The organism is Bradyrhizobium sp. GW821-FHT13H06, assembly GCF_058803975.1.
In genome coordinates, this window is sequence record NZ_JBXAPN010000002.1 from 1 (window position 1) to 25,791 (window position 25,791).

Genomic DNA, 25,791 nt, shown 5'->3' on the forward strand with positions numbered 1-25,791 from the left:
CAGCACAAAGAACGTGGATGCCCGGGACAAGCCCGGGCATGACGACCTCTGCAATATTCAAATGCGATTGCCCTGCCGCTTGCGGGGAGAGGGTTGGGGTGAGGGGGACTCTCCGCAGGGGAGGTGAGAGTTGGGCTCGCGGAGAGTCCCCCTCACCCGGATTGCTGCGCAATCCGACCTCTCCCCGCAGGCGGGGAGAGGTGAAGGAGAGCGCACACGCTTTGTGAGAATAAATCATGCGGCTAATCCGTGTATCTGATGCGCGGGTCGAACACCGCGTAGAGCATGTCGACGGTGAAATTCGCGAACACCACCACGACCGCGATGAACATCACGAGATTCTGCACGATCGGATAGTCGCGCCAGCGGATCGCCTCGACCAGGAAGCGCGCGACGCCCGGAATGTTGAACACCGTCTCGGTGACGATCAGGCCGCCGATCAGGAACGCCGCCTCGATGCCGATCACGGTGATGACGGGCAAGATCGCGTTCTTCAGCGCGTGATGATAGTTCACCGCCGCTTCGGAGGCGCCCTTGGCGCGGGCGGTGCGAATATAGTCCTGCCGCAGCACCTCCAGCATCGAGGAGCGGGTGATGCGCATGGTCAGCGCGGCGCTGCGGAAACCGACGGCGGCCGCCGGCACGGCGTAGGTCGCGAATGCTTCGAGCCAGGTCTGCGGATTCGGATTGAAGATCGGCATCTGGCCGAACATCGCCACCGATGCGGTGAGGATCAGGAGTCCGAGCCAGAACGAGGGCAGCGACAATCCGCTGAGGCTGACGACGCGGAGCGCGTAGTCGAGCTTTGTCCCCTGCTTCACCGCGCTGATGACGCCGAGCGGAATGCCGATCGATGCCGAGAACAAGAGCGCGAGGCCGGCGAGCCGCGCCGTGATCGGGATCCGCGGCAGGATCTCCTGCAGCGCCGGCTTTTCCGAGACGTAGGAGTAGCCGAGATCGCCGCGCAGGAATCCGCTGATCCAGTGCCAATATTGCACGATCAGCGGCCGGTCGATGCCGAGCTCCTTCTCCAGATTGGCCTTGTCGGCCGGATCGACATAGCCGGCGGCCGCGAACAGGATATCGACGATGTTGCCGGGAACGATGCGCAGCAGGAAGAAGATGACGATCGAGATCCCGAACAGGGTCACGAGCATCAGGAACAGGCGCCGCACCAGATAGGCAAACATCCACCGCCTCCCGTCGAGCCCGTCAGCCGTCCGCGGCCTGCGCTACTTGTCCAGCCACACGTCCTCGTAGCGATAGCCGTTGTAGGAACTGTTCGTCATGATGGTGATGCCCTTCACGTAGGGCTGCCAGCAGCTGCCCATGCGGCTGTGGAAGATGATGGGCCGTGCGACGTCCTCCTGCAACTTCTTGTCGATGTCCCAGACCAGCTTCCTGCGCTTCTCGACATTGGTCTCCTGCGACTGCACGTCGAACAGCTTTTCGATCTCCTTGTTGCAGTAATTGGTGTAGTTGCGCTCCGAGCCGCAGGAATAGTTCTCGTAGAACGACTGGTCGGGATCATCCACGGCGTTGCCGGTCAGATTGAGTCCGATCATGTAGTCCTTGCGCGCGACCTTCGGGAACCAGTTCGCGGTCTCGACGACGTCGAGCTCGCCGTCGATGTAGATGTTCTTGAGCTGGTCGATCAGGATCACCGCGGGATCGCGATAGATCGGGATGTTGCGCGTGGAGACCTTCACGGCGAGATGCTTGTCCGGCCCGTAGCCGGCCTTCTGCATCAGCTTCTTCGCCTCCTCGCGGTTGGCCTTCACGTCGGAGCCATAGCCCGGAATGGTCTCCAGCATCTCCTTGGGCATGCCCCACAGGCCGTTCGGCGGCGGCAGCATGGTGCCGCCGATGTCGCCCTGGCCCTCGAACATGATCGAGATGAAAGCCTTGCGGTCGAGTGCCATCGCCATGGCGCGGCGGATGTCGACATTGTCGAACGGGGGCGAAGACGAGTTGACGATGATGTTGGTCGAGACATTGGTCGGCGCGATCTCGCAGATCGCGTTCGGCGCCTGCGACTTGACGTCCTTCACCAGCGGGATCGTCACCTCGGTCGGAAAGGCCATGTCGAATTTGCCGGCCACGAAGGCGAGGATCGCGGTCGAGCGGTTCGGGATGATGGTGAACTCGATGCCGTCGAGATGGGGCCGGCCCTTGCGCCAATAGTCGGGATTGCGGGTCAGCTTGATGGACTCATTGGCCTTGAACTCGACGAACTTGAACGGGCCGGTGCCGATCGGATGGGTGCGCATCTCCGCCGGCGAGACGTGGCAGGGATAGACCGGCGTGTAGCCCGAGGCGAGCAGTGCCAGCAGCGAGGGCTGCGGCCGTTTCAGATTGAAGGAGACCTCGGAGTCGCCGTTGGTCGAGATGTCGACGACCTGATCGTACCAGGACTTGCGCGGGTTCTGCCGGAATTTCTGCTGCGCCTTGCCCATCAGCATGTCGAAGGTGCATTTGACGTCGGCCGAGGTGAACGGCTTGCCGTCGTGCCATTTCACGCCTTGGCGCAGCTTGAAAGTCAGCGTCTTGTTGTCGTTCACCCAGGCCCAGCTCTCGGCAAGGTCGGGGACGATGCTGTCCATGCTGTTCTGAGCCACGTCCTGCTTGTAGATGACGAGGTTGTTGAACACCGGCATGAAGGGAACGTTGAGGGAGTAGGTCGCACCTTCGTGGATCGAAGCATTGCCGGGACTGTCGCGGTGATACATCCGCAGGACACCGCCCTGCTTGGACTCGCCGGCGAGCGTGGCGGTCGAGGTCGTCAGCACAGATAGCGCCGCCATTGCGGCGAGCGCCCACACGCTCCGCATGCTCATCCTCCCTGGACAACGGCCTTTTGCGGCCTGTTTGTCAGACGATAGCGAGGCGCGTGCAGCGAGGCAACCCGCAAGGCCGCAGGACGCCTCGACAATTCGGATGACGGATGGCCGCGGGGCTTCTCTCTCCTGATGCGAGAGTGCAGGTGCGAAGAGGCGGCTCCTGGCGCATTGTGCAGCTGTTGTTTGCGGCGCGTGCCCTCACACGATCCGGGACGCCTTGTTCCCCCAATACCGATCCCGCAGCAGCCGCTTGTACAACTTCCCTGTCGGCAGCCGCGGCAACTCCTTCTCGAAATCGACCGAGCGCGGCACCTTCTGCCGCGACAGCGATTTTGCGCAGAACGCGATCAGCTCTTCGGCCAGAGCCGGCCCCGGCACCACACCCGGCACAGGTTGCACCACGGCCTTCACCTCTTCGCCGAGATCGGCATTGGGCACGCCGAAAACGGCCGCGTCGGCAACCTTCGGATGGGTGATCAGCAGGTTCTCGCATTCCTGCGGATAGATATTCACCCCGCCGGAGATGATCATGAAGGTCGCGCGGTCAGTCAGGTACAGGAATCGGTCGGCGTCGACATAGCCGACGTCGCCGACCGTGCTCATGCTGCCGTCGGCCGAGCGCGCCTCTTTGGTCTTCTCCGGATCGTTGAAATATTCGAACGGCGTTGCCGTCTTGAACCAGACCTGGCCCGGTGTGCCGGTCGGGCATTCCCGCATGTTCTCATCCAGGATGTGGAGATCGCCGAGCAGCACCTTGCCGACCGTGCCGCGATGGGCGAGCCATTCCTCGCTGTTGCAGGCGGTGAAGCCGAGGCCCTCGGTCGCGCCGTAATATTCGTGGATGATCGGTCCCCACCATTTGATCATGTCGTCCTTGACCAGGGCCGGGCAGGGTGCGGCGGCGTGGATCGCGATCTCCAGCGAGGAAAGGTCGTAGCGGCCACGCACCTCCTCCGGCAACTTCAGCATGCGCGAGAACATCGTCGGCACCAGCTGCGTGTGGGTGATGCCCCATTGCTCGACGAGTTGGAGGTAACGCTCGGGATCGAAACTCTCCATGATGATCACGGTGCCGCCCATGCGGATCGTGAGGTTCACGGCAGCCTGCGGGGCGGAGTGATAGAGCGGTGCGGGCGACAGATAGACCATGCCTTCCCGGTAGCGCCAAAGCTTCGTCAGAAAATCGAACAGCGGCAGATTGTGCCGCGGCGGCTCTTCCGGCAGGGGCCGCAAGATGCCCTTCGGCCGTCCCGTCGTGCCGGACGAATAGAGCATGGCGGTACCTAGCCACTCGTCGGCGATCGGCGTCCTGGGCAGCTCGGCAGTCACCTCCGCAAGCCCGACGATACGTTCGCTCTCACCGGGGCCGTCGGCGACGATGCAGAGCTTGACGTCGGGGCAGGCCTTGATCGCCTCGCGCGCGATGTCGAGCTTGGCCATGGACGTGATCAGGATCTTCGACTGGCTGTTGACGAGGAGATAGGCGAGCTCGCCCGGCGTCAGGAAGGAGTTGATGCAGGTGTAGTAGAGCCCGGCGCGTTCACCCGCGCCGCAGGCTTCCAGGTAACGCGAATTGTTCTCCATGAAGATCGAGTAGTGATCGAGCCGCCTCAAGCCGTGCCTGCGGAGCAGATGCGCCAGCCGATTGCTGCGTGCCTCGAGCTCGCGATAGGTGACGGTCTCGCCCGTCGCCGCCATGATGAAGGCGGGCTGGAGCGGGCGCAGGCGGGCATGCGTACCAGTATACATCGATCCTCCGGCTTTCGATCAGGCGGCAAGAAGCAGGATTTCGCGCACGTCGGCGGGGCCATCGATCCTGCGTGGGTTACGTGGAATCCAGTTCGTACGCATCGCCTGCTCGGCGATGGCATCGAAATGCTGCGGCGACACCCGCACGTCAGCGAGGCTGCGCGGCATGCCGAGCGAGCGGATGAAGGCATCGAGCACATCGGCGGCATCGTGGCCGGGATAGCCCATGGCGGCCGCGACGATCATCTGGCGCTCGGCATTGTCGCGCGCATTCCATCGCATCACCGCCGGCAGCATGATGCACGAGGTGTAGCCATGCGGCACGTCGAAGGCCGCGCCCAGGACGTAACCGATGCCGTGGCTCGCGCCCATCGGCACGCCGGCTGCGAGCGCGCCCATCGACAGCCAGGTGCCGATCTGCGCGTCCATCCGCGCGTCGAGATCGGCAGGATTGGCCTTCACCCGCGGCAGCGCATCGGCGAGCATGGCGAGTCCCTTCACCGATTGCGCGTCGGCATAGGGATGCGTCTCGCGCGAGCAGATCGCCTCGACGCAATGATCGACGGCGCGGATGCCGGTGGACAGGAACAGCCATTCCGGCGTGTGCACGGTGATGGCGGGGTCGAGGATGGTCGCACGCGGCACGATGAGCGGATGCCGCAGCATCTGCTTCACATGTGTACTGCGTTCGGTGACACCCGCGATCGCGCTGAACTCGCCGCCGGCGATCGTGGTCGGTACGCTGATCTGCCGCACTGTTGGCGCGGTCATCTCGGGCGCGACGCCCTTGTGCACGCGGATGCGCTCGATGCCTTCAATATCATCGATGCCGTTGGCGAGGCAGAGCTGGACCGCCTTGGCGCCGTCGGTGATCGAGCCGCCGCCCACGGTGACGATGAGGTCGGCGCCCGCCTCGCGCGCCGCCTGGGTCGCCGCGATCACCGCCTCACGCGGCGTATGCGCCGGCATGGCGTCGAACAGGCCGGCACAGCGCTCGCCGAGCGCCTGCGTGATCTTCGCAATTTCGTCGGTCTGCCGGTTCAGCGTGCCCGAAACCATCAGGAACGCGCGGCGCGTTCCCAGCCGGTCGATCTGCGCGACGATGGCTTCAGCCGCCGGATGGCCGAACACGACCTCCTCGATCGCGCCGAAAACGACACGTCCCTGGTGCACGCCTGTCCTCCCCGGACAATTCGTCTTGTTTTTGTGGGGTTAATCTAGCCGAGCGGCCGGCATCCGTCATGTGCGAAGACGCTGGCCGTTTCTTACCCTCCCCCTCCAGGGCAGGGCTATCGCATATGAGACGTGGCTATGGGTACCGACTGTTTCCACAGCGTCATAGCCGGGCTTGTCCCGGCCATCCACGCCTTTCCACGCAGCACAAAGAACGTGGATGCCCGGGACAAGCCCGGGCATGACGACCTCTGCAATATTCAAATGCGATTGCCCTGCCCTCCAGAGGAGGGTGGCACCTTCGATGTGGCATCCATCAACCGACCGCACGATGCCGCGACCCTCTCCCTGTCAACCCGTCATCCGGTTAGGACATCTCGCCGAGCATTGCGCGTTTCGTCGTCTTGAAGATTTCATCAACTCCACCCATCTTGTGTCGCCCGCGGGTAGGCGCGTACCCTGCTTTTTGCGCGGCTTTGATGCGAGGACCTGGGATGACTGCACCGGACGGAAGCGAGCGACTTGTCAAAAGGCACGATTTCGTTCAGCCACGCCATTATGGCATTGTCGGCCTTCTCGCCGCCTCATTCACGCTCACCGGTTGCGGACAGCCGACCTCGCAAGCGGGCGCTCCGCCGCCGGCGCAGGTGACGGTCGCCCAACCGGTCAAGCGCACCGTCACCGATTGGGACGAGTTCACCGGCCGCTTCGAGGCGGTGGAGGAGGTGCAGGTGCGGCCGCGCGTCGGCGGCTTCGTCAACTCGGTCGAGTTCACGGACGGCGCCATCGTGCGTCAGGGCGATCTGCTCTACGTGATCGACCCGCGCCCGTTCGAGGCGGTGGCCGCTCAGGCGGAGGGCCAGCTCTCGGATGCACGGGCCAAAGTGGAGCTCGCCAAGCGCGAGCTCGATCGCGGCCTCAGCCTGGTGCAGACCAGTGCCGTCTCCGAACAGGTGGTGGATCAGCGCCGCCAGGCCTTGCAGGCCGCGCATGCGGCCGAGATGCAGGCGGAAGGAGCGCTGAAGGCCGCAAAGCTCAACATCGAATTCACGCATGTGACGGCGCCGCTCACCGGCCGCGTCAGCCGCCATCTCGTCAGCCCCGGCAATCTCGTGCAGGGTAGCGACAACGGAACGTCGACGCTTCTGACCTCCATCGTGACACTCGATCCGATCTACATCTATTTCGACATGGATGAGGCAACGTTCATCAAATACAGCAAGCTGTGGTTCGAAGGCCGTCGCCCGAGCTCGCGCGACACGGCAAACCCGGTGCAAGTGTCTCTCGCCGGCGAGACCAAGCCGTCTCACGAAGGCGCCATCAACTTCCTCGACAATCGCCTCGACGTCTCCACGGGAACGCTGCGCAGCCGCGCGGTGGTCAAGAACACCGATTTGTCGATCCTGCCCGGTCAGTTCGGCCGCGTCCGCCTGATCGCCAGCGCGCCCTATGAGGCGCTGCTGATTCCGGACGCCGCTGTTGCGACCGACCAGTCCCGCAAGATCGTTTTCGTGGTGAAGCCTGACGATACGGTCGAGGCGCGCCCTGTCGTGCTCGGGCCGCTTGACGAGGGCCTGCGCGTGATCCGTGAAGGGCTGAAGCCGGACGATCGCGTCATCGTCAGCGGCATCCAGCGCGCCCGCGTCGGTGCCAAGGTCGCCCCGCAGACCGCGCAAACCCCGGCCGGTGGCAAGTCATGAATCTCGGCCGCCTCTCCATCAACCAGCCCATCCTGGCGATGGTGCTGTCGATTGTGCTGCTGATCGTCGGCGCGCTCGCCTACACCACGCTGCCGGTGTCCGAATATCCGCAAGTGGTGCCGCCCACCGTGGTCGTCACCACGCAATATCCCGGCGCCTCGGCGCAGACCGTGTCCGATACGGTCGCGGCTCCCATAGAGCAGCAGATCAACGGCGTCGAGGACATGCTGTATCTCTACAGCCAGGCGACCTCAAACGGACAGTTGACGATCACCGTCACCTTCAAGCTCGGCACCGATCTCGACAAGGCCCAGGTGCTGGTGCAGAACCGCGTTGCGATTGCACAGCCGCAACTGCCGGACGAGGTGCAGCGCAACGGCGTCGTCACCCGCAAGAACTCGCCCGACATCCTGATGGTCGTGTTCATGCTGTCGCCGGACGACACCTTCGACCAGCTCTACATATCCAACTACGCGCTGCTTCAGGTCCGCGACCAGCTGCTGCGCATCGACGGCGTCGGCGACATCCAGATTTTCGGTGCGCGCGACTATTCGATGCGGCTGTGGCTCGACCCTGATCGAATCGCCAATCTCGGCCTGACCTCGGCCGAGGTATTGGCCGCGATCCGCGCGCAGAACGTCCAGATCGCCGGCGGCCAGATCGCCGAGCCGCCGATCGCGGACCGCGCCTTCCAGCCGAACCTCACCTTCACCGGACGTTTGAAGGACCAGAAGCAGTTCGAGGACATCCTGATCAAGGCCGGTTCCGACGGCCGCACGGTGCGCCTGCGCGACGTCGCCCGCATCGAGCTCGGCGCACTCGCTTACTCCACCAACAGTTTCCTGCTGCGCAAATCGGCCGTCGCCATGCTGGTGACCCAGCGGCCCGGATCGAACGCGCTCGCGACGGCCAAGAGCATCTCCGACACCATGACGAAGCTCAAGGAGAGCTTTCCGAAAGGTCTCGACTACAACATCGGCTATAATCCGACCGAGTTCATCGCCCAGTCCGTCCACGAGCTGATCAAGACAATCTACGAAGCCATGCTGCTTGTGGTCGTCGTGGTGCTGGTATTCCTGCAAGGATGGCGGCCCGCGATCATTCCGATCATCGCGATCCCGGTCTCGCTGGTCGGCACATTCGCGGTGATGGCGGCGCTCGGATTCTCCATCAACAATCTGACCCTGTTCGGGCTCGTCCTCGCCGTCGGCATCGTGGTCGATGACGCGATCGTCGTGGTCGAGAACGTCGAGCGCCATCTCGAGCGCGGACTCAGTCGTCGCGATGCGGCGCTGAAGACGATGGAAGAGGTCGGCGGCGCGCTGGTCTCGATCGCCCTGGTGCTGTGTGCGGTGTTTGTCCCGACCGCGTTCCTCGGCGGCATTTCCGGGCAGTTCTTTCAGCAGTTCGCCGTCACCATTGCCGTTGCGACCGCGATCTCCTGCTTCTGCTCGCTGACGCTGTCTCCCGCGCTGGCCTCGCAGATCCTCACGCCGCACGAAGAGAAGCGTCCGCCGGCCGCCTGGAATGTCATCGCGCGCGGCTGGAACGCCTTCACTGGCGTGTTCAACCGCGTATTCGACCGTCTGGCGCACGGCTATGCGGGCCTCGCCAATTTCGTGATCCGCCACTCCGTCGTGATGCTTCTGATCTACGTCGTGCTGATCGGCAGCGCCGGCTGGCTGATCGTGACCACCCCGCAGGGCTTCATCCCCGCGCAGGATCGCGGCTATGTCATCATATCGGTGCAATTGCCGGGCGCCGCTTCGCTGGCGCGCACCACCGAGGTGGTCCGCGAGATCGAGCGCATCTCGCTGGATACGCCGGGCATCATCCGCGTTGCCGCTTTCGCCGGCTTCTCCGGCGCTACGCGCACGCAGGCCGGCAACGCGGCCGCGCTGTTTCCGGTGTTCGACGAGCCTGAGGCGCGGATGAAGAAGGGATTGTCTGCGAACGCCATCACGGTCGAGCTGCGCAAGCGCCTGGCCGCGATCCAGGGCGCCTTCATCATCGTGATTCCGCCGCCGGCCGTGCCCGGCATCGGCACCGGCGGCGGCTTCACCATCCGTATCCAGGACCGCCAGGGTCGCGGGCCTGAGCTGCTCGCCGCGGCCACCGACGAGCTCGTCGCGGCGGCGCGCAAATCGCCCTTGCTGCTCGCTCCGACGGTGTTCTCGCCGTTCAGTGCCAACACGCCGCAGCTCTTCGTCGACATCGACCGCACCAAGGCGCAGAAGCTGGGCGTGCCCATCTCCAACATCAACGATACGATCCAGACCTATTTCGGATCGACCTATGTCAACGACTTCAACCTGTTCGGCCGCACCTACCACGTCACCGCGCAGGCGGACTTCCCGTTCCGGAAAGAGCCCAGCGATCTCGCGCGATTGCGGACGCGCAACGCCAATGGCGACATGGTGATGCTCGGCAGTGTGGTCGAGTTCAAGGACGTGTCCGGCCCCGACCGCGTGGCGCGCTACAATCTCTATGCGGCGTCGGAACTTCAGGGCGAACCGGCGCCGGGCGTAAGCTCGACCACCGCGCTGAACACCATCAAGCAGCTCGCGGACGACACGCTGCCGAGCGGCTTCACTTTCGAGTGGACGGACCTGTCCTACCAGCAGATCACTGGCGGCAACGCCGGCCTCTACGTGTTCCCGATCTGCGTGCTGTTCGTCTATCTCGTGCTGGCCGCGCAATATGGCAGCTGGACCTTGCCCTTCGCGGTGATCCTGATCGTGCCGATGTGCCTGCTCGCCGCCACCATCGGTGTGCGCATCATGGGCCAGGATGTCAACATCCTCACGCAGATCGGCTTCGTCGTGCTGGTGGGACTGGCGGCGAAGAACGCGATCCTGATCGTCGAGTTCGCGCGCGACATCGAGAACGAGGGCAAGCCGCGGCTGGAGGCCGTGATCGAGGCCTGCCGCCTGCGCCTGCGGCCGATCCTGATGACGTCGTTCGCCTTCATCCTCGGCGTGCTGCCGCTGGTGATCTCCAGCGGCTCCGGCTCGGAGATGCGGCAGGCCGTCGGCGTTGCCGTCTTCTTCGGCATGATCGGCGTCACCCTGTTCGGGCTTCTGTTCACGCCGATCTTCTACGTGGTGGTGCGGAACCTCGCGGAGGGGCGGCGGGACAAGAAGCCGGAGGTGGCCGCCTGACGCTGCCCCTATGGCCATAGCCGTCTCCACACCCATCGCTGTCATCCCCGCGAACGCGGGGATCCATAACCACAGGGAGTGGTTTGGCGCGGGCAGCGGCAACTCCGAGTCTTCGCCAAAACCCTTCCCTGGGGCTATGGGTCCCGGATCTGCGCGCGCTTAAGGCGCGCTTGTCCGGGACGCCGCGGAGAACGTGGCGAGCAGAATCCCATACTAACGACCAACACGAAACGGATGGGCACGCGCGGCGTTCTTCACTAATATCCGCGCGATTTCAAAACAGAAAACTACTGGGAGCTTAACGAATGAAATCAGCATTTTTGGTCGCCGCAGCGTCGGCCGTGTTGCTCGCCGCGCCGGTCTCGGCGCAAGGCGTCAAGATCGGCATCCTCAACGACCAGTCCGGCGTCTATGCCGACTACGGCGGCAAATGGTCGGTCGAAGCGGCCAGGATGGCGATCGAGGATTTCGGCGGCGAGGTGCTCGGCCAGAAGATCGAGCTCGTCACAGCCGACCATCAGAACAAGCCGGACCTCGCCGCCTCGATCGCGCGGCGCTGGTACGACGTCGAGAACGTCGACATGATCACGGAGCTGACGACCTCCTCGGTCGCGCTTGCGATCCACGAGCTCTCCAAGGAAAAGAAGAAGATCGACATCGTCGTCGGCGCCGCGACCTCGCGTCTCACCGGCGATGCCTGCCAGCCCTACGGCTTTCACTGGGCCTACGACACCCGCGCGCTCGGCGTCGGCACTGGCGGCGCACTGACCAAGGCCGGCGGCGACACCTGGTTCTTCCTGACCGCGGATTACGCCTTCGGCTATGCGCTGGAGAAGGACACCAGCGAGATCGTCACCGCCAATGGCGGCAAGGTGGTCGGCTCGGTGCGCGTGCCGCTCAACTCCTCGGACTTCTCCTCCTTCCTGCTCCAGGCGCAGAGCTCGAAGGCGAAGATCGTGGGCCTCGCCAATGCCGGCCTCGACACCACCAACTCGATCAAGCAGGCGTCCGAGTTCGGCATCGTCTCCGGCGGCCAGAAGCTCGCGGGCCTCTTGATGACGCTCGCCGAAGTCAACGGCCTCGGCCTTCAGGCCGCGCAAGGTCTCGTGCTGACCGAAGGCTATTACTGGGATCTCAACGACAAGACGCGCAATCTCGGCGAACGCTTCCTCAAGCGCACCGGCCGGATGCCGAGCATGATCCATGCCGGCACCTATTCGGCGACGCTGAGCTATCTCAAGGCGGTCAAGGCGGCCGGCACCAAGGATCCGGATGCCGTCGCCAAGAAGCTGAAGGAGCTGCCGGTCGACGACGACTTCGCCCAAGGCGGCAAGGTGCTCGAGAACGGCCGCATGGTCCACGACATGTATCTGTTCGAGGTCAAGAAGCCCTCGGAATCGAAGAAGCCGTGGGACTATTACAAGCTGCTCGCCACCGTCCCCGGCGACAAGGCCTTCTTCACCGCCAAGGAAAGCGGCTGTCCGCTGACGAAGTAGGGAAGAGGCAAGGCTGCCACTGCGCACTCCGCCGTTGTCCCGGATCGGCGCTTCGCTTGTCCGGGACGACACCGAGTATGTTGCGGCCTCCCGCCTCTCACACCATGCGCAACACCACCGCCCCCAGCGCTCCCACCCACAGCGCCATGGCGGCGATGCCCTGGATCGCGAAACCCGTGCCGCGCTTGGCCGCCGCCATGGAATAGCCCACGAAGTAGACGACGCGCCCGATGATCCAGACCACGCCGATGCCCGCCGCGATGGCGTCGCTGATGTAGATCGCGAACAGCCAAAGCGCCGGCAGGAAGATCGGCATCCATTCCAGCGTGTTCATCTGGATGCGGAACGCGCGTTCAAAATCCGGATGGCCCGACATCGCCGGCACCTTGACGCCGGTTGCGGTACGCGAGCGCGACACGTTGATGCAGGTGAAGAAGTAAAACGCAATCGCGAGCAGCGTGACGAGGGCGGTGAGATGATACATCGCTAGTCCCTTCGAAGAGGTCGCGCTTCAATACCCTGTCAGCTCGAGATAGCCAACGCCGTCATGCGAGCCGGCAAAGCTGATCGGCCCTTCCCAATAGGAGAAGCCGGTCCCCATCCAGGCCTTGGAATTGAGCGGCTTGCAAGCAATGGAGAACGATCGCGAGGGGATCGCGATCTGCCATTCCACCGGCAGCTTGCGTCCCGCGACATCCGCGGTGGCGCTCGGCATCATCTGGATGTCGCCTCCCGCAATCATCTGCGTCTCGCCGGCAGCGCTGATCCAGTTGCCGAACGGATAATCCTTGCCGTCCTTCTGCCGCAGCCGGTACAGCATCAGCTTGTCGCCGGATGCGAGATGCAGTGACAGCCAGTCCCAGCCGGTCTGGTCGGCATCGAGCGGCTGGCTGCTCCACTCCCTGTCCATCCAGGCCTGGCCCGAGACGTCGACCGGCCTGTCGTCGATGGTGAGCGTGCCGCGCGCGCGATAGAACGGCTGGCTGTAATAGTAGGACGCCTGCCCGCGCTCGGACTTGCGGCTGTAGCCGCCATCGCCCTGCAGGACCACCGGACGATCGGCCTCCAGTGTCAATGCGTAGCTGAAATCGGTACCGGACGCCTTCAGCGTCAGCGGTGCCAGTGTGCGATCGTCGGTGCGTTCAAGGCCCTTCATCTCCCAGTCGTCGATCCAGGCATCGAACGGCTTGGCCGTCACGCCGGCCTGCCCCACGCCGCCGCGCGAAAACGTTTCGCTGAAGCGGTGGGTGTCGGGCCGTGTCACCGCTGCATGCGCCATCCACACCTGCTGATTGGTCCAGCCTTCGCCTTGTGGACCCGGCTGCGCGGCCTGGCGGAACAGTGTCCATTGCAGGCCGCAGGCCGCGCCGCTGCCATCGACCAGGTTTGCCGTGAGATACCACCACTCGATGCGAAACTCCGGATGCGGCCCGTGATCGGCGGGGAAGGTGAATGTCCTTCCGGGCGTGACCTTCGCAAAGCCGTCGGCGGTCTCGCCGAGCCCGGCATAGCCCTGCGCGTCGGCGTGCCGCGCGAGAGCGAGGGCGGCGATGCCGGCGGCGAACGTGCGCCGCGAGATCCGGTCAGCGCTCATTGGCAAACACCTTGACGAGAGTCGCCGGCTGCATCCGCGCCAGCCGCAGCATCGGCAGCAAGGCGGCCACCAGCGAAGCAAGCAGTGCCACCACGACCAACTCGACCAATTGCAGCGGAAACACGTGGAACGGCAGTCGCCAGCCGAATGCCTTCACATTGACGATCGCAATCAGGCACCACGCCACCAGGAGGCCGAGCGGCACCGCCAGCAGGGACGTGAACAATGCGACCGAGAGCGTCTTGGTCAGCTCGATCGCGGCAAGGCGCGGCCGCGTGACGCCGATCGCCCAAAGCGGGGCGAACTGGGGCAGGCGGGAATTCGCCAGCGTCAGCAGGCTGGTCAGCAGCGCGATGCCGGCGACGCCGAGCGTGAAGGCGTTCAGCGCCGAGGTCACGGCGAAGGTGCGGTTGAAGATGCGGATCGATTCCGCCTTCACCGTCGCCTGGTCGGCGACGCTGCGGTCGTCGAGCGCAAACTGCTTCTGCAGGGCCGCGATCAGGCCGGGGATATTCTCCTTTGCGACGATCAGGCCCATCCGCGTCTGCGGCGTCTGCGGAAACTGCCGGATCAGCGCCGCGACATTCACGGCAAGCTGCCCCCTGGGATTGCCGTAATCGGCATAGATGCCGACGATGTCGAGCTCCCAGGTGCCGCCCGGCGCCGGCACTTCGATCACGTCCCCGAGGCGCACATTCAGTCGGCGGCTCAACTGCTCGCTGATGAAGGCGGCATTGCCCGGCACCAGACGGGTCCAGGCGCGGGGCGCAGCTTGCAGCAACGGCCAGCGCTCGCGATAGAGCGCGTGATCGGGCAGGCCCAGCAGCTCGACCGGCTGGCCTTGAATCTGCGCTTCCGCACGTCCGCCCGAGAGGATCGACTGGACGTCGCTGCGCTCCTTCAGCCAGTTGCGGATCGCAACGCCCTGCGCATTGTCGGACGCGCTGATGTAGACGTCGGCGGCGAGCCGCCCGTCGAGCCAGCCGATGAAGGTGCGGCTGAAGGTCTCCACCATGGTGGACACCCCGACATTGACGGCGAGCGCGAGCAGCAGCGCCATCAGCGCGAGCGACAATCCGGAAAGCTGCTGCCGGCTGTCCGCCCAGAACCACAGCGCAAGCGGGCCACGCGCGACGCGCTGGCCGGCGAGCAGGATGATGTCGAGGAAGGCCGGCAGGATCAGCGCCGCGCCGAGCATCAGCGCCGCAAGCACGCCGAAGCCCGCGATCAGCGATTGCCCGTAGTGGAGCAGCAACAGGGCGACCGCGAACACGGCGCAGGCCGCACAGCTCTGCAGGACCAGCCAGCGGCGTTGCCGCTGCTGCCAGGCGCGCGGCTGGGCGGTTGCCAGCACCGGCATCCTGATCGCCTTGATCAGGCTCGTTGCGGCCGCCACCAGCGCGCCGGCAACGCTGATGCCGATGCCGGCGAGCCACCATTCGCTTCGCAGGCTGAGCTGCCCCGGAATCTGCGCGCCATAGAGCCCGCGCAGCGATGCGGCGACGTCGGGCAGCAGGGCAGCCGCGATGAAATAGCCGCAAGCGAGCCCGATGAGGCCGGCGATCAGCGCCAGTGCCACCAGCTCGATCACCAGCACCGTGTTGACCAGCCGCGCCGAGGCGCCGCAGGCGCGCAAGGTCCGCAGCATCGGCAGCCGCTGCTCGAAGGCGAGGCCGACGGCCGAGTTGACGATGAACAGGCCGACGAAGAACGACAACAGGCCGAACGCGGTGAGATTGAGATGGAAACTGTCGGTGAGATGCTCAAGCTCCGTCTCGGCATCCGGCTCGACCCGCTGCAACTGCTCGCCAACGACGCTGGCCAGCGGCGCCGGCTTGCCCTTCAGCTTGCCGATCAGGAGCCGGGACACCTGATCCGGCTTGTTGAGGAGGCGCTGTGCCACGCCGATGTCGACCACGAGCACATCGGGCACGAGCTGCGGCAGCACGCGCAGCGGCGGCAGCCTTGCGCCATTGCTGATCGCCGGCGCCGCGCCTTCCGCCTCGCGCAAGTCGGCCAGCGTTTCCCGCGCCACCAGCGTCCGGCCCGGCGGCGCAACGAAGCTGCTCAGATCCGAGGCGCCGAGCCGCGGCGCGTTGCCGACATCGGCCGGCAGCGTCACCGGCTCGATGCCGAGCAGCCGCACCGAGCGCCCGTTGATCTGGACCCGCCCCTCCAGCACCGGCGAGACCGGCCAGCCCGCGCGCCGGAGCTTGACGAACAGCTCCTGGGAAAAGGTTGCGGCCTTTGGCGCCACCAGCATCGCCGTGCGCACGCCGCCGAACGTCGCCGCGGCACGGTCATAGGCATTGCGGGCCTGCTGGTTGATCGCCTGCACGCCGCTCCACAGCGCGGTCGCTGCGATCAGCCCGATCAGCAGCGTGGCGAACTGCATCTTGTGACGCCGCCAATGGCTGAGCAGCACGGCGAGGATCCACAGCGCGCGCCTCATGCGATGCGTCCCGCATGCAGGGTGAGGTGACGGTCGAGGGTCGCAGCCAGATGCAGGCTGTGCGTCACCATCAGGAAGCCGCAGCCGGTACGCGCGACGAGGTCGCGCGTCAGCGCCAGCACGTCCTCGGCGGTGGCTTCGTCCAGATTGCCGGTCGGCTCGTCCGCGAGCAGCAGCGAGGGCTTTGTCGCCAGGGCCCGGCCGATCGCGACCCGTTGTTGCTGGCCGCCTGATATTTGCTCTGGATAACGCTTGAGCAGGCTGCCGAGTCCGAGCCGCTCGACAAGCTCCTTGATCCAGGCCCCATCATGCCGGCCGGCGATCCGCGCCTGGAAGGCGAGATTGTCGGCGACCGAGAGGCTCGGGATCAGGTTGAATTGCTGAAAGACCAGCCCGATGCGATCCCGCCGCAAGCTGGCGCGTCCCGCATCCGACAGCTTGGTGACCTCGATCTCCTCCAGCCGGATCGTGCCGCCGTCGGCGGCATCGAGCCCCGCGATCAGATGCAGCAATGTGCTCTTGCCGCTGCCGGACTCGCCGGTCAGTGCGACGCGCTCGCCGTGCCTGAGGTCGAGATCGACGCCGCGCAGCACATGGACCGGCTCGCCGGCCGAGGAGAACGTCTTGGAAAGATTTCGGATGCTCAGCACGATGAATGGCGCCGGACGGAATTGACACAATTGCTGCGTAGCACACTCGCTGCGGAAATGCCCGTTGCGTTGGCTCCAAAGCCGTTGTTAGCTTCCAAGATGGCCAAATCAAAAAAGTGCCAGAAAGACATACGGGGAGATTCATGAGTGCTCAGGGAACGCCGGCGGCGGCGGGCAGGACGGCAGGGGAATCCAAGGCAACGCCGAAGGGCGCCTGGACCATTACATTTCTCCTCTTTCTCTTCATGGTGGTGAACTTCGCAGACAAGATCGTCGTCGGTCTCGCCGGCGTGCCGATCATGACCGACATGAAGCTCAGCGCCGAGCAGTTCGGCCTGCTCGGGTCCTCGTTCTTCTTCCTGTTCTCGATCTCTGCCATCGTGGTCGGCTTCATCGTCAACAAGGTGCCGACGCGTTGGGTGCTGCTTGCTCTGGCCGTGATCTGGGCGCTGGCGCAATTTCCGATGGTCGGCACCGTCTCCTTCACCACGCTCCTGATCTGCCGCATCGTGCTGGGCGCCGGCGAAGGCCCGGCCTTCTCGGTCGCCGCGCACGCCATCTACAAATGGTTCCCCGACGAGAAGCGCACGCTGCCGACCGCGATCCTGTCGCAGGGTTCGGCCTTCGGCGTCATCCTCGCGGTGCCGGCGCTGAACTGGATCATCGTCAACCATTCCTGGCACTACGCCTTCGGCGCGCTGGGCGTCGTCGGCCTGATCTGGGTTGCGGCCTGGCTCGCGCTCGGCAAGGAAGGGCCGCTGGAGGACACGCAAGTCTCGGCCGCGGCCGAGCCGAAGATCCCTTACCTGCAGCTCCTCACCTCGCGCACCTTCATCGGCTGCGTCGCCGCAACCTTCGGCGCCTATTGGGCGCTGTCGCTCGGCCTGACCTGGTTCACGCCGTTCATCGTCAAGGGGCTCGGCTTCTCACAGAGCCAGGCCGGCTGGATTTCGATCCTGCCCTGGGTGTTCGGCGCCACCATCGTCATGCTGACCGGCTGGATCTCGCAGGTGATGATGGCGCGCGGCTACAACACCCGTGCGGCTCGCGGCGTTCTCGGTTCGGTGCCGCTGGTGATCGGCGGGCTGATCCTGGCCACGATGCCGCATGTCCAGGGCGCGGGTCTTCAGATCGCGCTGCTTGTGGTCGGCTCGGGCCTGTGCGGCGCGATCTACGTCGTCTGCCCGCCCATGCTCGGCGAATTCACGCCGACGTCGCAGCGCGGCGCGATTCTCGCGATCTACGGTGCGCTCTACACGCTCGCCGGCATCATCGCGCCGGCCGTGATGGGCGCCACGATCCAGCGGGCCGGCAGCACGATCGACGGCTACATGACCGGCTTCACCATCAACGCCGTGATCATGGTCGGCTCCGGCCTGCTCGGCCTGCTGCTGCTCTGGCCGAACACGGAGAGGACCAGGCTGACGCGCGGTGCCACTCCGCAGGCAGCTGCGCTGAAAGGCGTGGTGTCGCCGACGTAAGGCGATGCCTCTCTTACCCTCCCCCTCCAGGGGAGGGTAAGCAAGGCGCCCGTCTCGCCTAATTCACACCCTGCGCACCGCGAATCAGCTTGCCTGGGCGACGCCCCGTCGCCTCGCCATGTCGCCGTGTCACCACGCCCGACACGATGGTCGCGTCGTAGCCGTCCACATCCTGCAGCAACCTCCGCCCGCCGACCGGCAGATCGTAATGCACCTTCGGCGGATGCAGATGCAGGCGGTCGTAGTCGATCACGTTGACGTCAGCTTTATAGCCCGGAGCAATAAGCCCGCGGTCGCCGAGCCCGACCGAGAGCGCGGTCTTGCGCGACTGCGCCGCGACCACGAACGGAATCGTGAGCTTCTCGCCGCGCTTGCGGTCACGCGTCCAGTGCGTCAGCAGATAGGTCGGGAAGCTCGCATCGCAGATGATGCCGCAATGCGCGCCGCCGTCGGACAGGCCCGGCACCGATTGCGGATCGAGCAGCATCTCGCGCGTTGCATCGAGATTGCCGTCGGAATAGTTGAGGAATGGCACGTAGAGCATGCCGCGGCCCTCGTCCGACAGCATGGCGTCATAGGCGAGCTCTTCCGGCGGACGCCCCTGCCTGCGCGCCTGCGGTCCCAGCGCGTTCTCCGGCGGCTGCTCGTAGTCGGGGGGATCGCCGAGCAGGAACATCTTGTCGTAGTCGGGACGGAAGAACAGCGGATCGTCGGTCGCGGTCGCCGTCTCGCTCAGGATTGCCTTGCGCACATCAGGCTGGCGCAGCCGCGCCAGCCGCTCCTGCAGCGGCAGATGGGCGATCGCCCTGTAGCTCGGATGGGTCTGGAAAGGGTTGCGCGATAGCTCGAGCCCGAGCAGGAGCCCGACAGGGCGCGCCGCGATCTGCGCGGTGACGGAGAGGCCGCGCCGTGCTGCCGCATTTATCTCGTCCAGCGTCTGGCGCCAGCGCTGCGGTGCCTTGTCGTTCTGCGTGATCGAGAACGAGATCGGGCATTTCGTCGAGTCTGCGACCCGCAGCATCATCGGCAGGTCCTCGTGGATGGTGGAGAGGTCGAGCACGAATTGCAGCACGCTGCGGCCCTGCCGGTGCATCGCGCCGGCAATCGCGGTGAGCTCGTCCTCGCCTGCTTTCAGCGTCGGTGTGAAATCGCCGGTCGAGGTGCGATGATTGAGCGTGCGCGAGGTCGAGAAGCCGAGCGCGCCCGAGCGTACCGCCTCGCCCGCGAGCCTCGCCATCGCCGCATTGTCCTCCGCGGTCGAGGGGTCGCGGCGCGCGCCGCGCTCGCCCATGACATAGACGCGCAGCGCCGCATGCGGCAGTTGCGCACCGACATCGATGTCGAAATCGCGCCTGGAGAGCCAGTCCATGTAGTCCGGAAAGCTCTCCCAGGCCCAGGGAATGCCGGCGCTCAGCACCGGCTCCGGAATGTCCTCGACGCCTTCCATGAGCTGGATCAGGCGGGTGTGGTCATCAGGCTTGCACGGCGCAAAGCCGACGCCGCAATTGCCCATGATTGCCGTGGTGACGCCATTCTGTGAGGACGGCGTGATGTCCTGGCTCCAGGTGACCTGCCCGTCGTAATGGGTGTGCACGTCGACGAAGCCGGGTGTCACCAGCTTGCCGCGCGCGTCGATCTCTTCGCGGCCTGTGCCTGCGACCTTCCCGACCTCGCTGATCTTGCCGCCGCTGATGGCAACATCGGCCTCGAACAACGCGCCGCCGCTTCCGTCCGCAACGGTGCCGCCACGGATCACGAGATCAGGAGTGTTCATGGTGTTTCTTCCCGTTTTGTTGTTTTGCTTTTCTCTATCCGTCGTCCCGGACAAGCGAAGCGCAGATCCGGGACCCCTGCGCGATCGCTTGCGTTCGTCGCCATAACCACAGGCAGATGTTTTGCGAAGACCCGGAGTTACCAACCTCGCGCGACGATTGCTCCCTGTGGTTATGGGTCCCTGCGTTCGCAGGTACGACAGTTGAGTTTGTAGCTACGCCTTCGTTTGCGGCTTCCGTTCCGTGAACGGCGACAGCACCACCGTCGCGACCATGAAGATCACGGACGCGCCGAACACCCAATGCGGCGCGCCCTGGTCCATGATCCATCCGAACAGCAGCGGTGAGACGATGCCGCCGAGATTGAAACCGGTGGAGACGATGCCGAAGGCGCGCCCCGCAGCGCCGGCAGGCGCCGCATTGCGCACCAGCATATCGCGTGAGGGCGCGATCACGCCGGAGAGGAAGCCCGCGGTCGCCATCGTGGCGGTCAGCGCCCAGCCCGGCAGCGTCACCAGCGCGATCAGCAGCACGATTGCCGCGTTCGCCGCAAAGCAGGCAGCCGCGACATAGCCGTGACGCTCGGTGTGGTCGGCGAGGAAGCCGCCCGCGAGCACGCCGATGGCACTGGCGCCCAGGAACGCGGTCAGCGCGATGTTGGCGGCGGAGTAAGAGGCGCCGTAGCCGCCCATCAGCGCCACCACGCCGAAATTGTTGATGCCGGCGACCGACAGGCTGAGCAGCATGAACAGCGCGGTCAGGGTGATCAGCGCCGGCGTGATCACCGCCTGCTTCGGCGCGCTCTCGCCGCCCGGCTTCTTCTTGTGCGCGCCGGCGTCCGGAATGTTCATGACGATCAGCAGCAGCGCCACTGCGACACCAATCGCGCCGGACGCAATCAGCGCCCCGGCGCCACCGGACAATGTGACGAGCGCTGCGACGAGGGCCGGCGCCACCGCACCGCCGAGAAAGCCGGCAAAGGTGTGGATCGAGAAGGCGCGGCCCATCCGCGCCTCGTCCATGTGCTCGGCCAGAATCGCGTAATCGGCGGGATGGTAGACGCTGTTGGCGAGGCCGAGCAGCACGGCGCAGGCAATCAGCGAAGCGTAGCTGAGGTGCAGCCCGAGCAGGATCAGCGCGATCCCGCCGAGCGTCAGCCCGGCCAGCAAAATCCTGCGCGCACCGAAATGGTCGACCAGATAGCCCGTCGGCGCCTGCGTCAGGCCGGACACCACCGCAAACACGGTGAGCGCGAAGCCGAGCTCGATATAGCCGACGCCGAGCTGGCTCTTGAGAAACGGGAACAGCATCGGCAGCACCAGCAGATGGAAATGGCTGACCCAATGCGCGATCGAGATTCCGGTCAGCGTGCGCAGCGCACTGTCCGCCTTGCCTTGTTGCGGTGCGGCGAGAACGTCGACCATTGCAGTTCCGTTTCACTCCCGATGGAGGTGCAAACTATCGGGGAGAGCGGTTATCTGTCCATGAACGCAGGCGCATGGCAGCCAGCGCGGGCGCTGCAATCTCGATGATTGCTCGGCAGTGCAGTGTGGCACACTGCGCTCCCTCCCCCCTTGCGGGCAGGGCAATCGCATTTGAATTTTGCAGAGGTCGTCATGCCCGGGCTTGTCCCGGGCATCCACGTTCTTGTGCCGCGTGGAAAGGCGTGGATGGCCGGGACAAGCCCGGCCACGACGCTGTGGAGACAGCCGGTGCCCATAGCGACATCTCATATGCGATAGCCCTGCCCTTGCGGGGGAGGGTGGGGGAGAGGGGGTAGCCCAGCAAAAAGTGTTCGTCGTCGCGAAGAAGATTTTTGCGCGAGCGATGGAGTCCCCGTGTGGCACCCCTCTCCCTAACCCTCCCCCGGGGAGCGAACGCACCGTTCGCGAGGCAGCTTCATGCCCTCACAACGGATCGTCATCCGGCCCGTAGCGGTCGCGCTTCGGTGTTGCGATATCGCCGTCCTCGTAATCGTCGTCATCGATCTCGCGCGGCGGCAGAGGCTTCTTCGCCTTGTCGTCCGCCGACCTGTTCTCGGTGGTCTTGGGCGGCTCGCTCGGCTTGCCAGTCTTGGCCATGATTGGTCCCGGATGGTGATGCTGAACCCGATCCTATCCGGAAAATGCTTGCGGCGCCTGACCTATCGCAAGCCGATGGCCGTTCAGTGCAGCACCGGCCCGCCCGCCTTCTTCCAGGCATCGATGCCGCCGGCGATATGGGCGGTGTTGAGAAGTCCCGCTTCCTTCGCAGCCGCCACGGCCATCGCCGAGCGTTCGCCAAAGGCGCAGAAGAACACCACACGGCGGCCGGTGGCGGCCGCGACCTCGCGCAGCATGCCGCCGGGCTTGAGGCTCTCCTCGACGGAGGGATAGGGCGTGTGCAGCGCGCCTTCGAGCGTGCCGTGCTTCACCCGCTCGTTGGTCTCGCGCAGGTCGACCAGCAGGATGTCGGGCCGGCCGAGCGCGCGAATCGCCTCGACGGCGCTGAGCGCGCGGCCTTCCTTTTCCAGCTCCTCCTGATGCAGGCCGACATGCATGTTGGCGGGCACCGCCACGTCCATCATCTTCGGATTGGGCAGCTTCAGGTTCGCCATCAACTCGATATATTCGTCCACCGAGCGCACCTGGAGCCGCGGATTGTAGCGCTTCTCCTCGCCGATGGTGGAGACGGTGTCGCCCTTGTAGTCATGCGCCGGGAACACCATCGTCTCGTCCGGCAGCTTGAGCAGGCGGTTGAAGATCGAATCATACTGGGCGCGCGAGGATCCGTTCTGGAAATCGGTGCGGCCGGTGCCGCGGATCAGGAGCGTGTCGCCGGTGAAGACGCGGTCTCCCATCAGATAGGAATAGGAATCGTCGGTGTGACCCGGCGTGTACATCACGTCGAGCGACAGGCCCTCGATCGTCACCTTGTCGCCGTCGGCGACCCGCATCGCCACCACATCGGCCTTGGTCTGGTCGCCCATCACGGTCATGCAATGGGTGCGGTCGCGCAGTTCGCCGAGGCCGGTGACGTGGTCGGCATGCAGATGGGTATCCACTGCCTTCACCAGCTTGAGGTCGAGCTCGCGCAGCAATTGGCAGTAGCGGTCGACCTTTTCCAGCACGGGATCCAGGATGAGCGCCTCGCCGCCGGCGCGGCTGGCCAGGAGATAGCTGTAGGTGCCCGAAACGCTGTCGAAGAGCTGGCGGAAGATCATGGCGGGAAGTCCGGCAGTGGAACTCGTTTCGAGAATTCTACTACGTTCCGGGTAAAAAAGAGAAGCAATTCACTGCCTGGGCGAGAGAATTTGGAAGATTTTTGTTGCGGTGCGGGTATGGGAGATGGTCGGCCATGCCATTGCCTCACGCCCAGCTGTCATCGCCCGAAGGCGGGCGATCCAGTATTCCTTAGGCCAAAGTGAGATACGGAGAAGCTGCGGAGTACCGGATTCCCCGCTTTCGCGGGGAATGACACTGAGCACGTGGGGACGCCGTGGCACGGAATAGTCCTACGGCCTCACCAATGTGTACCCGTTCTCCGCCAGGAACAGGATCTGTCCGACCCCCACCTGCACCGGCGTGGCAGCGGGGATGAACTCCGGCCGCTTGCCGGTTTCCCGCTCGATCGTATCGACGGTGTTGAGGCAGATGTCGAAGCGAACGCCTTGCGCGATCAGACTCTCGACCTGCTTGCGGCGCTCGCTGCCGGCAAGAAGCAGGTCGATGCCGGGACCGAACGCCACCACTTCGATCGCGATCTTGTCAGGATCGTAGGCCTTCAGGAGGTTGTTGGCGACGCTCAGCACCAGCGCCTGCTTCCTCGCATCGCCGTCGGAGAGTTGCAGCACGACCCTGTGCTCGGCGAACGGCTTGTCCTGGAGCGGCACCTGTTGCGCAAGAGCGGGCGGGGCCGCCGTCCAGACGAGCAGTGTCAGCATCATCGCGGCCAAGAGCTGCGATCGCATCATCCCTGTCCTGCAATGCCTGGATTGCCCTCGACCCCCTTCAGCGTGACGCCGGAGCCGACCCGCTCCGGCAACATCCGGCCCGAGCGCAGATATTTGCCGACGACGTCCCACACCGGCGCGCCTTGCTGGCCGTTGACCGAAGCCCAGCCCGCGACCTTGTAGCGGTGGCTGGCGCCGAGCGCCTTGCCGCTGCCCAGCTTCAGCTCCGAGATGCGGCTGCCGATCGCGGCTGTCGGCGTGCAGGTGTAGCTGAGCCCGCCGACGCGCACCATGTCGCCACCCTGCTGGTAATAGGGATCGGCGTTGAAGAGGTTGTCGCAAACGTCCTCCAGCAGGTCCTTGATCTGGGCTCCCGTCATTTCCTGCACATAGGTCTCGGGGTAGCTGATCGCGGTCTCCGCCAGCAGATCCTCCATGGTCAGTGCCTGGCCGGACAGCGCGGTGATGCCCCAGCGGAATCCCGGCGACAGCGCGATCTCGGCGTCGAGTTCGGCACGCAGCGCGGTGCAGATCATCTCGTCGACGGGCCCGGAGAAATTGCCGCGGCGGTAGAGCAGGTGATCCGGTGTTGCGATCTTCTCCGACCAGTCGCTCACATGCGGCGCGCGCAGCCGGCCGATCAGCTCGGCCATGGCGGGGTCGGGCTTCAGCAGCTCGGAATAGACCGGCAGCAGATGATAGTGAACGTCGCTGACCTTGCCCCTGTCGAGTGCAAGATCGAGCACGGCCAGGAATTTCCCGTTGGAGCCGGCATTGGTGACGAGCGTCGTGCCGCCTGCATTCTTCACGGCAATCGGCTGCGGTACGGCATCATGGGTGTGGCCGCCGAGGATGACGTCGATGCCGGTGACCCGGCTTGCGAGCTTGAGGTCGACATCCATGCCGTTGTGCGACAGCAGGACGACGGCATCGACCTTGTCGGTGCTCCGCAAGGCATCGACATGCTTCTGCAACTCCTCCTCGCGGATGCCGAAGCTCCAGTCCGGTGTAAATCGTTTGGGATGCGCGATCGGAACGTAAGGGAAGGCTTGGCCGACGATCGCGACGCGATGCCCGCCGATCTCCTTGATCATCGAAGGCTTGAACACGCGGCCAGTGGCCTTGTCGAAGGCGGGGGCGTCGTTGAACGCGGCTTCCTCGGTCAGGAACACGTTCTGCGCCAGGAACTCGCCCTTGAAGCGCTCGAGATTGTCGCGCAGCGCCTGCTCGCCATAGGTGAATTCCCAATGCCCGGTCATCGCCTCGATGCCGAGCAGATTGGCAACCTCGACCATGTCGCGGCCCTGCATCAGGTTCGCGAGCCCCGTGCCCTGCCAGAGATCGCCACCGTCAACAAGAAGCGAGCGCCTCTCGCCGACATCGGCGCGCAAGCGGTCGACCAGCGTCTTCAGATGGGCAAAGCCGCCGAGCTTGCCGAAGCGGCCTGCGGACTTTTCGAACTCGAAGCAGGTGAAAGCATAGGCATCCGCGCTGTCGGGCCGGATGCCGAACCGCTCCAGGAAGGCGCGGCCGACCAGGTGCGGCGGCCGTCCCGCCATCTCACCGATGCCGATGTTGACGCTGGGCTCGCGGAAATAGACCGGATTGAGCTGCGCGTGCGTGTCGGTGATGTGCAGGATCCGCGCGTTGCCGAACCGCTCGATGTCGTAGATGCTCGCGGTCTCGGTGCCGCGGGCCAGCCGCGGCAGGCCGAGCGTCGCGGCGGCAAGGCCTGCACTTCTCAGGAAATCGCGGCGGCGGATCGCCATCCAAGAATTCTCCGCGCCTCTCG

The 25,791-nt window shown here is 65.0% G+C and carries 18 protein-coding genes; 4 read left to right on the plus strand and 14 right to left on the minus strand.

The window, feature by feature from the left end; genetic code table 11:
• Positions 1-242: 242 nt before the first annotated feature.
• The 4 genes from AC1RQP_RS06820 to AC1RQP_RS06835 form a co-directional block, all read right to left on the minus strand.
• Entirely contained in the window at positions 243-1,190 is a 948-nt protein-coding gene (locus AC1RQP_RS06820) for an ABC transporter permease (RefSeq protein ID WP_194390406.1), read from the minus strand.
• 42 nt (positions 1,191-1,232) lie between these two features.
• Positions 1,233-2,831, minus strand: coding sequence for an ABC transporter substrate-binding protein (locus AC1RQP_RS06825; protein WP_239628117.1), 1,599 nt, complete (start codon positions 2,829-2,831; stop codon positions 1,233-1,235).
• Positions 2,832-3,038: 207 nt separating this feature from the next.
• The gene (locus AC1RQP_RS06830) at positions 3,039-4,589 is read right to left on the minus strand and encodes an AMP-binding protein (protein WP_239628115.1); all 1,551 of its coding nucleotides are present in this window, start codon (positions 4,587-4,589) and stop codon (positions 3,039-3,041) included.
• Positions 4,590-4,607: 18 nt separating this feature from the next.
• Positions 4,608-5,762 (minus strand): iron-containing alcohol dehydrogenase, encoded by a 1,155-nt coding sequence (locus AC1RQP_RS06835; RefSeq protein ID WP_492936395.1) that lies wholly within the window; start codon positions 5,760-5,762, stop codon positions 4,608-4,610.
• Between the two features lie 494 nt (positions 5,763-6,256).
• On the opposite strand from AC1RQP_RS06835, the gene AC1RQP_RS06840 reads away from it, so the two are divergent.
• From AC1RQP_RS06840 to AC1RQP_RS06850, 3 genes are all read left to right on the plus strand, one after another.
• Entirely contained in the window at positions 6,257-7,462 is a 1,206-nt protein-coding gene (locus tag AC1RQP_RS06840) for an efflux RND transporter periplasmic adaptor subunit (RefSeq protein ID WP_492936396.1), read from the plus strand.
• Positions 7,459-10,623, plus strand: coding sequence for an efflux RND transporter permease subunit (locus AC1RQP_RS06845; protein ID WP_492936397.1), 3,165 nt, complete (start codon positions 7,459-7,461; stop codon positions 10,621-10,623). Before AC1RQP_RS06840 ends, AC1RQP_RS06845 begins: the two co-directional genes overlap by 4 nt.
• A gap of 305 nt (positions 10,624-10,928) precedes the next feature.
• Positions 10,929-12,119, plus strand: a complete 1,191-nt coding sequence (locus AC1RQP_RS06850) for an ABC transporter substrate-binding protein (RefSeq protein WP_239628108.1) — start codon at positions 10,929-10,931, stop codon at positions 12,117-12,119.
• Between the two features lie 97 nt (positions 12,120-12,216).
• Here AC1RQP_RS06850 and AC1RQP_RS06855 read toward each other — a convergent pair whose 3' ends face one another.
• The 4 genes from AC1RQP_RS06855 to AC1RQP_RS06870 are packed head-to-tail and all read right to left on the minus strand — an operon-like array spanning position 12,217 to position 16,815.
• Positions 12,217-12,603 carry an MAPEG family protein gene (locus AC1RQP_RS06855; protein WP_492936398.1) on the minus strand — a complete coding sequence of 129 codons (387 nt, stop codon included), beginning with the start codon at positions 12,601-12,603 and terminating at the stop codon, positions 12,217-12,219.
• A 27-nt stretch (positions 12,604-12,630) separates the two neighbouring features.
• Positions 12,631-13,713, minus strand: coding sequence for a lipocalin-like domain-containing protein (locus AC1RQP_RS06860; protein WP_492936399.1), 1,083 nt, complete (start codon positions 13,711-13,713; stop codon positions 12,631-12,633).
• The gene (locus AC1RQP_RS06865; protein ID WP_492936400.1) at positions 13,703-16,165 is read right to left on the minus strand and encodes an FtsX-like permease family protein; all 2,463 of its coding nucleotides are present in this window, start codon (positions 16,163-16,165) and stop codon (positions 13,703-13,705) included. Before AC1RQP_RS06865 ends, AC1RQP_RS06860 begins: the two co-directional genes overlap by 11 nt.
• On the minus strand, positions 16,162-16,815 hold the full coding sequence (locus AC1RQP_RS06870) for an ABC transporter ATP-binding protein (protein ID WP_492936401.1): 654 nt from the start codon (positions 16,813-16,815) through the stop codon (positions 16,162-16,164). The genes AC1RQP_RS06865 and AC1RQP_RS06870 overlap by 4 nt, the downstream gene beginning before the upstream one ends.
• Positions 16,816-16,958: 143 nt before the next feature.
• Here AC1RQP_RS06870 and AC1RQP_RS06875 point away from each other — a divergent pair, with 143 nt between their 5' ends.
• The gene (locus AC1RQP_RS06875; RefSeq protein WP_492936402.1) at positions 16,959-18,296 is read left to right on the plus strand and encodes an MFS transporter; all 1,338 of its coding nucleotides are present in this window, start codon (positions 16,959-16,961) and stop codon (positions 18,294-18,296) included.
• Between the two features lie 58 nt (positions 18,297-18,354).
• Here the strand turns inward: AC1RQP_RS06875 and AC1RQP_RS06880 are convergent, their stop codons facing one another.
• The 6 genes from AC1RQP_RS06880 to soxB form a co-directional block, all read right to left on the minus strand.
• Positions 18,355-20,070 (minus strand): N-acyl-D-amino-acid deacylase family protein, encoded by a 1,716-nt coding sequence (locus AC1RQP_RS06880; protein WP_492936403.1) that lies wholly within the window; start codon positions 20,068-20,070, stop codon positions 18,355-18,357.
• Between the two features lie 213 nt (positions 20,071-20,283).
• Complete coding sequence (locus AC1RQP_RS06885) at positions 20,284-21,492, minus strand: MFS transporter (protein WP_492936404.1); 1,209 nt, start codon at positions 21,490-21,492, stop codon at positions 20,284-20,286.
• A gap of 483 nt (positions 21,493-21,975) precedes the next feature.
• A complete protein-coding gene (locus tag AC1RQP_RS06890; RefSeq protein WP_239628095.1) occupies positions 21,976-22,149 on the minus strand; it encodes a hypothetical protein in 174 nt (57 codons plus the stop codon).
• An 83-nt stretch (positions 22,150-22,232) separates the two neighbouring features.
• A complete protein-coding gene (locus AC1RQP_RS06895; protein WP_239628093.1) occupies positions 22,233-23,270 on the minus strand; it encodes an MBL fold metallo-hydrolase in 1,038 nt (345 codons plus the stop codon).
• Between the two features lie 291 nt (positions 23,271-23,561).
• On the minus strand, positions 23,562-24,020 hold the full coding sequence (locus tag AC1RQP_RS06900; RefSeq protein WP_239628091.1) for a DsrE family protein: 459 nt from the start codon (positions 24,018-24,020) through the stop codon (positions 23,562-23,564).
• Complete coding sequence (gene soxB / locus AC1RQP_RS06905) at positions 24,017-25,768, minus strand: thiosulfohydrolase SoxB (RefSeq protein ID WP_239628089.1); 1,752 nt, start codon at positions 25,766-25,768, stop codon at positions 24,017-24,019. The genes AC1RQP_RS06900 and soxB overlap by 4 nt, the downstream gene beginning before the upstream one ends.
• Between the last annotated feature and the right edge of the window lie 23 nt (positions 25,769-25,791).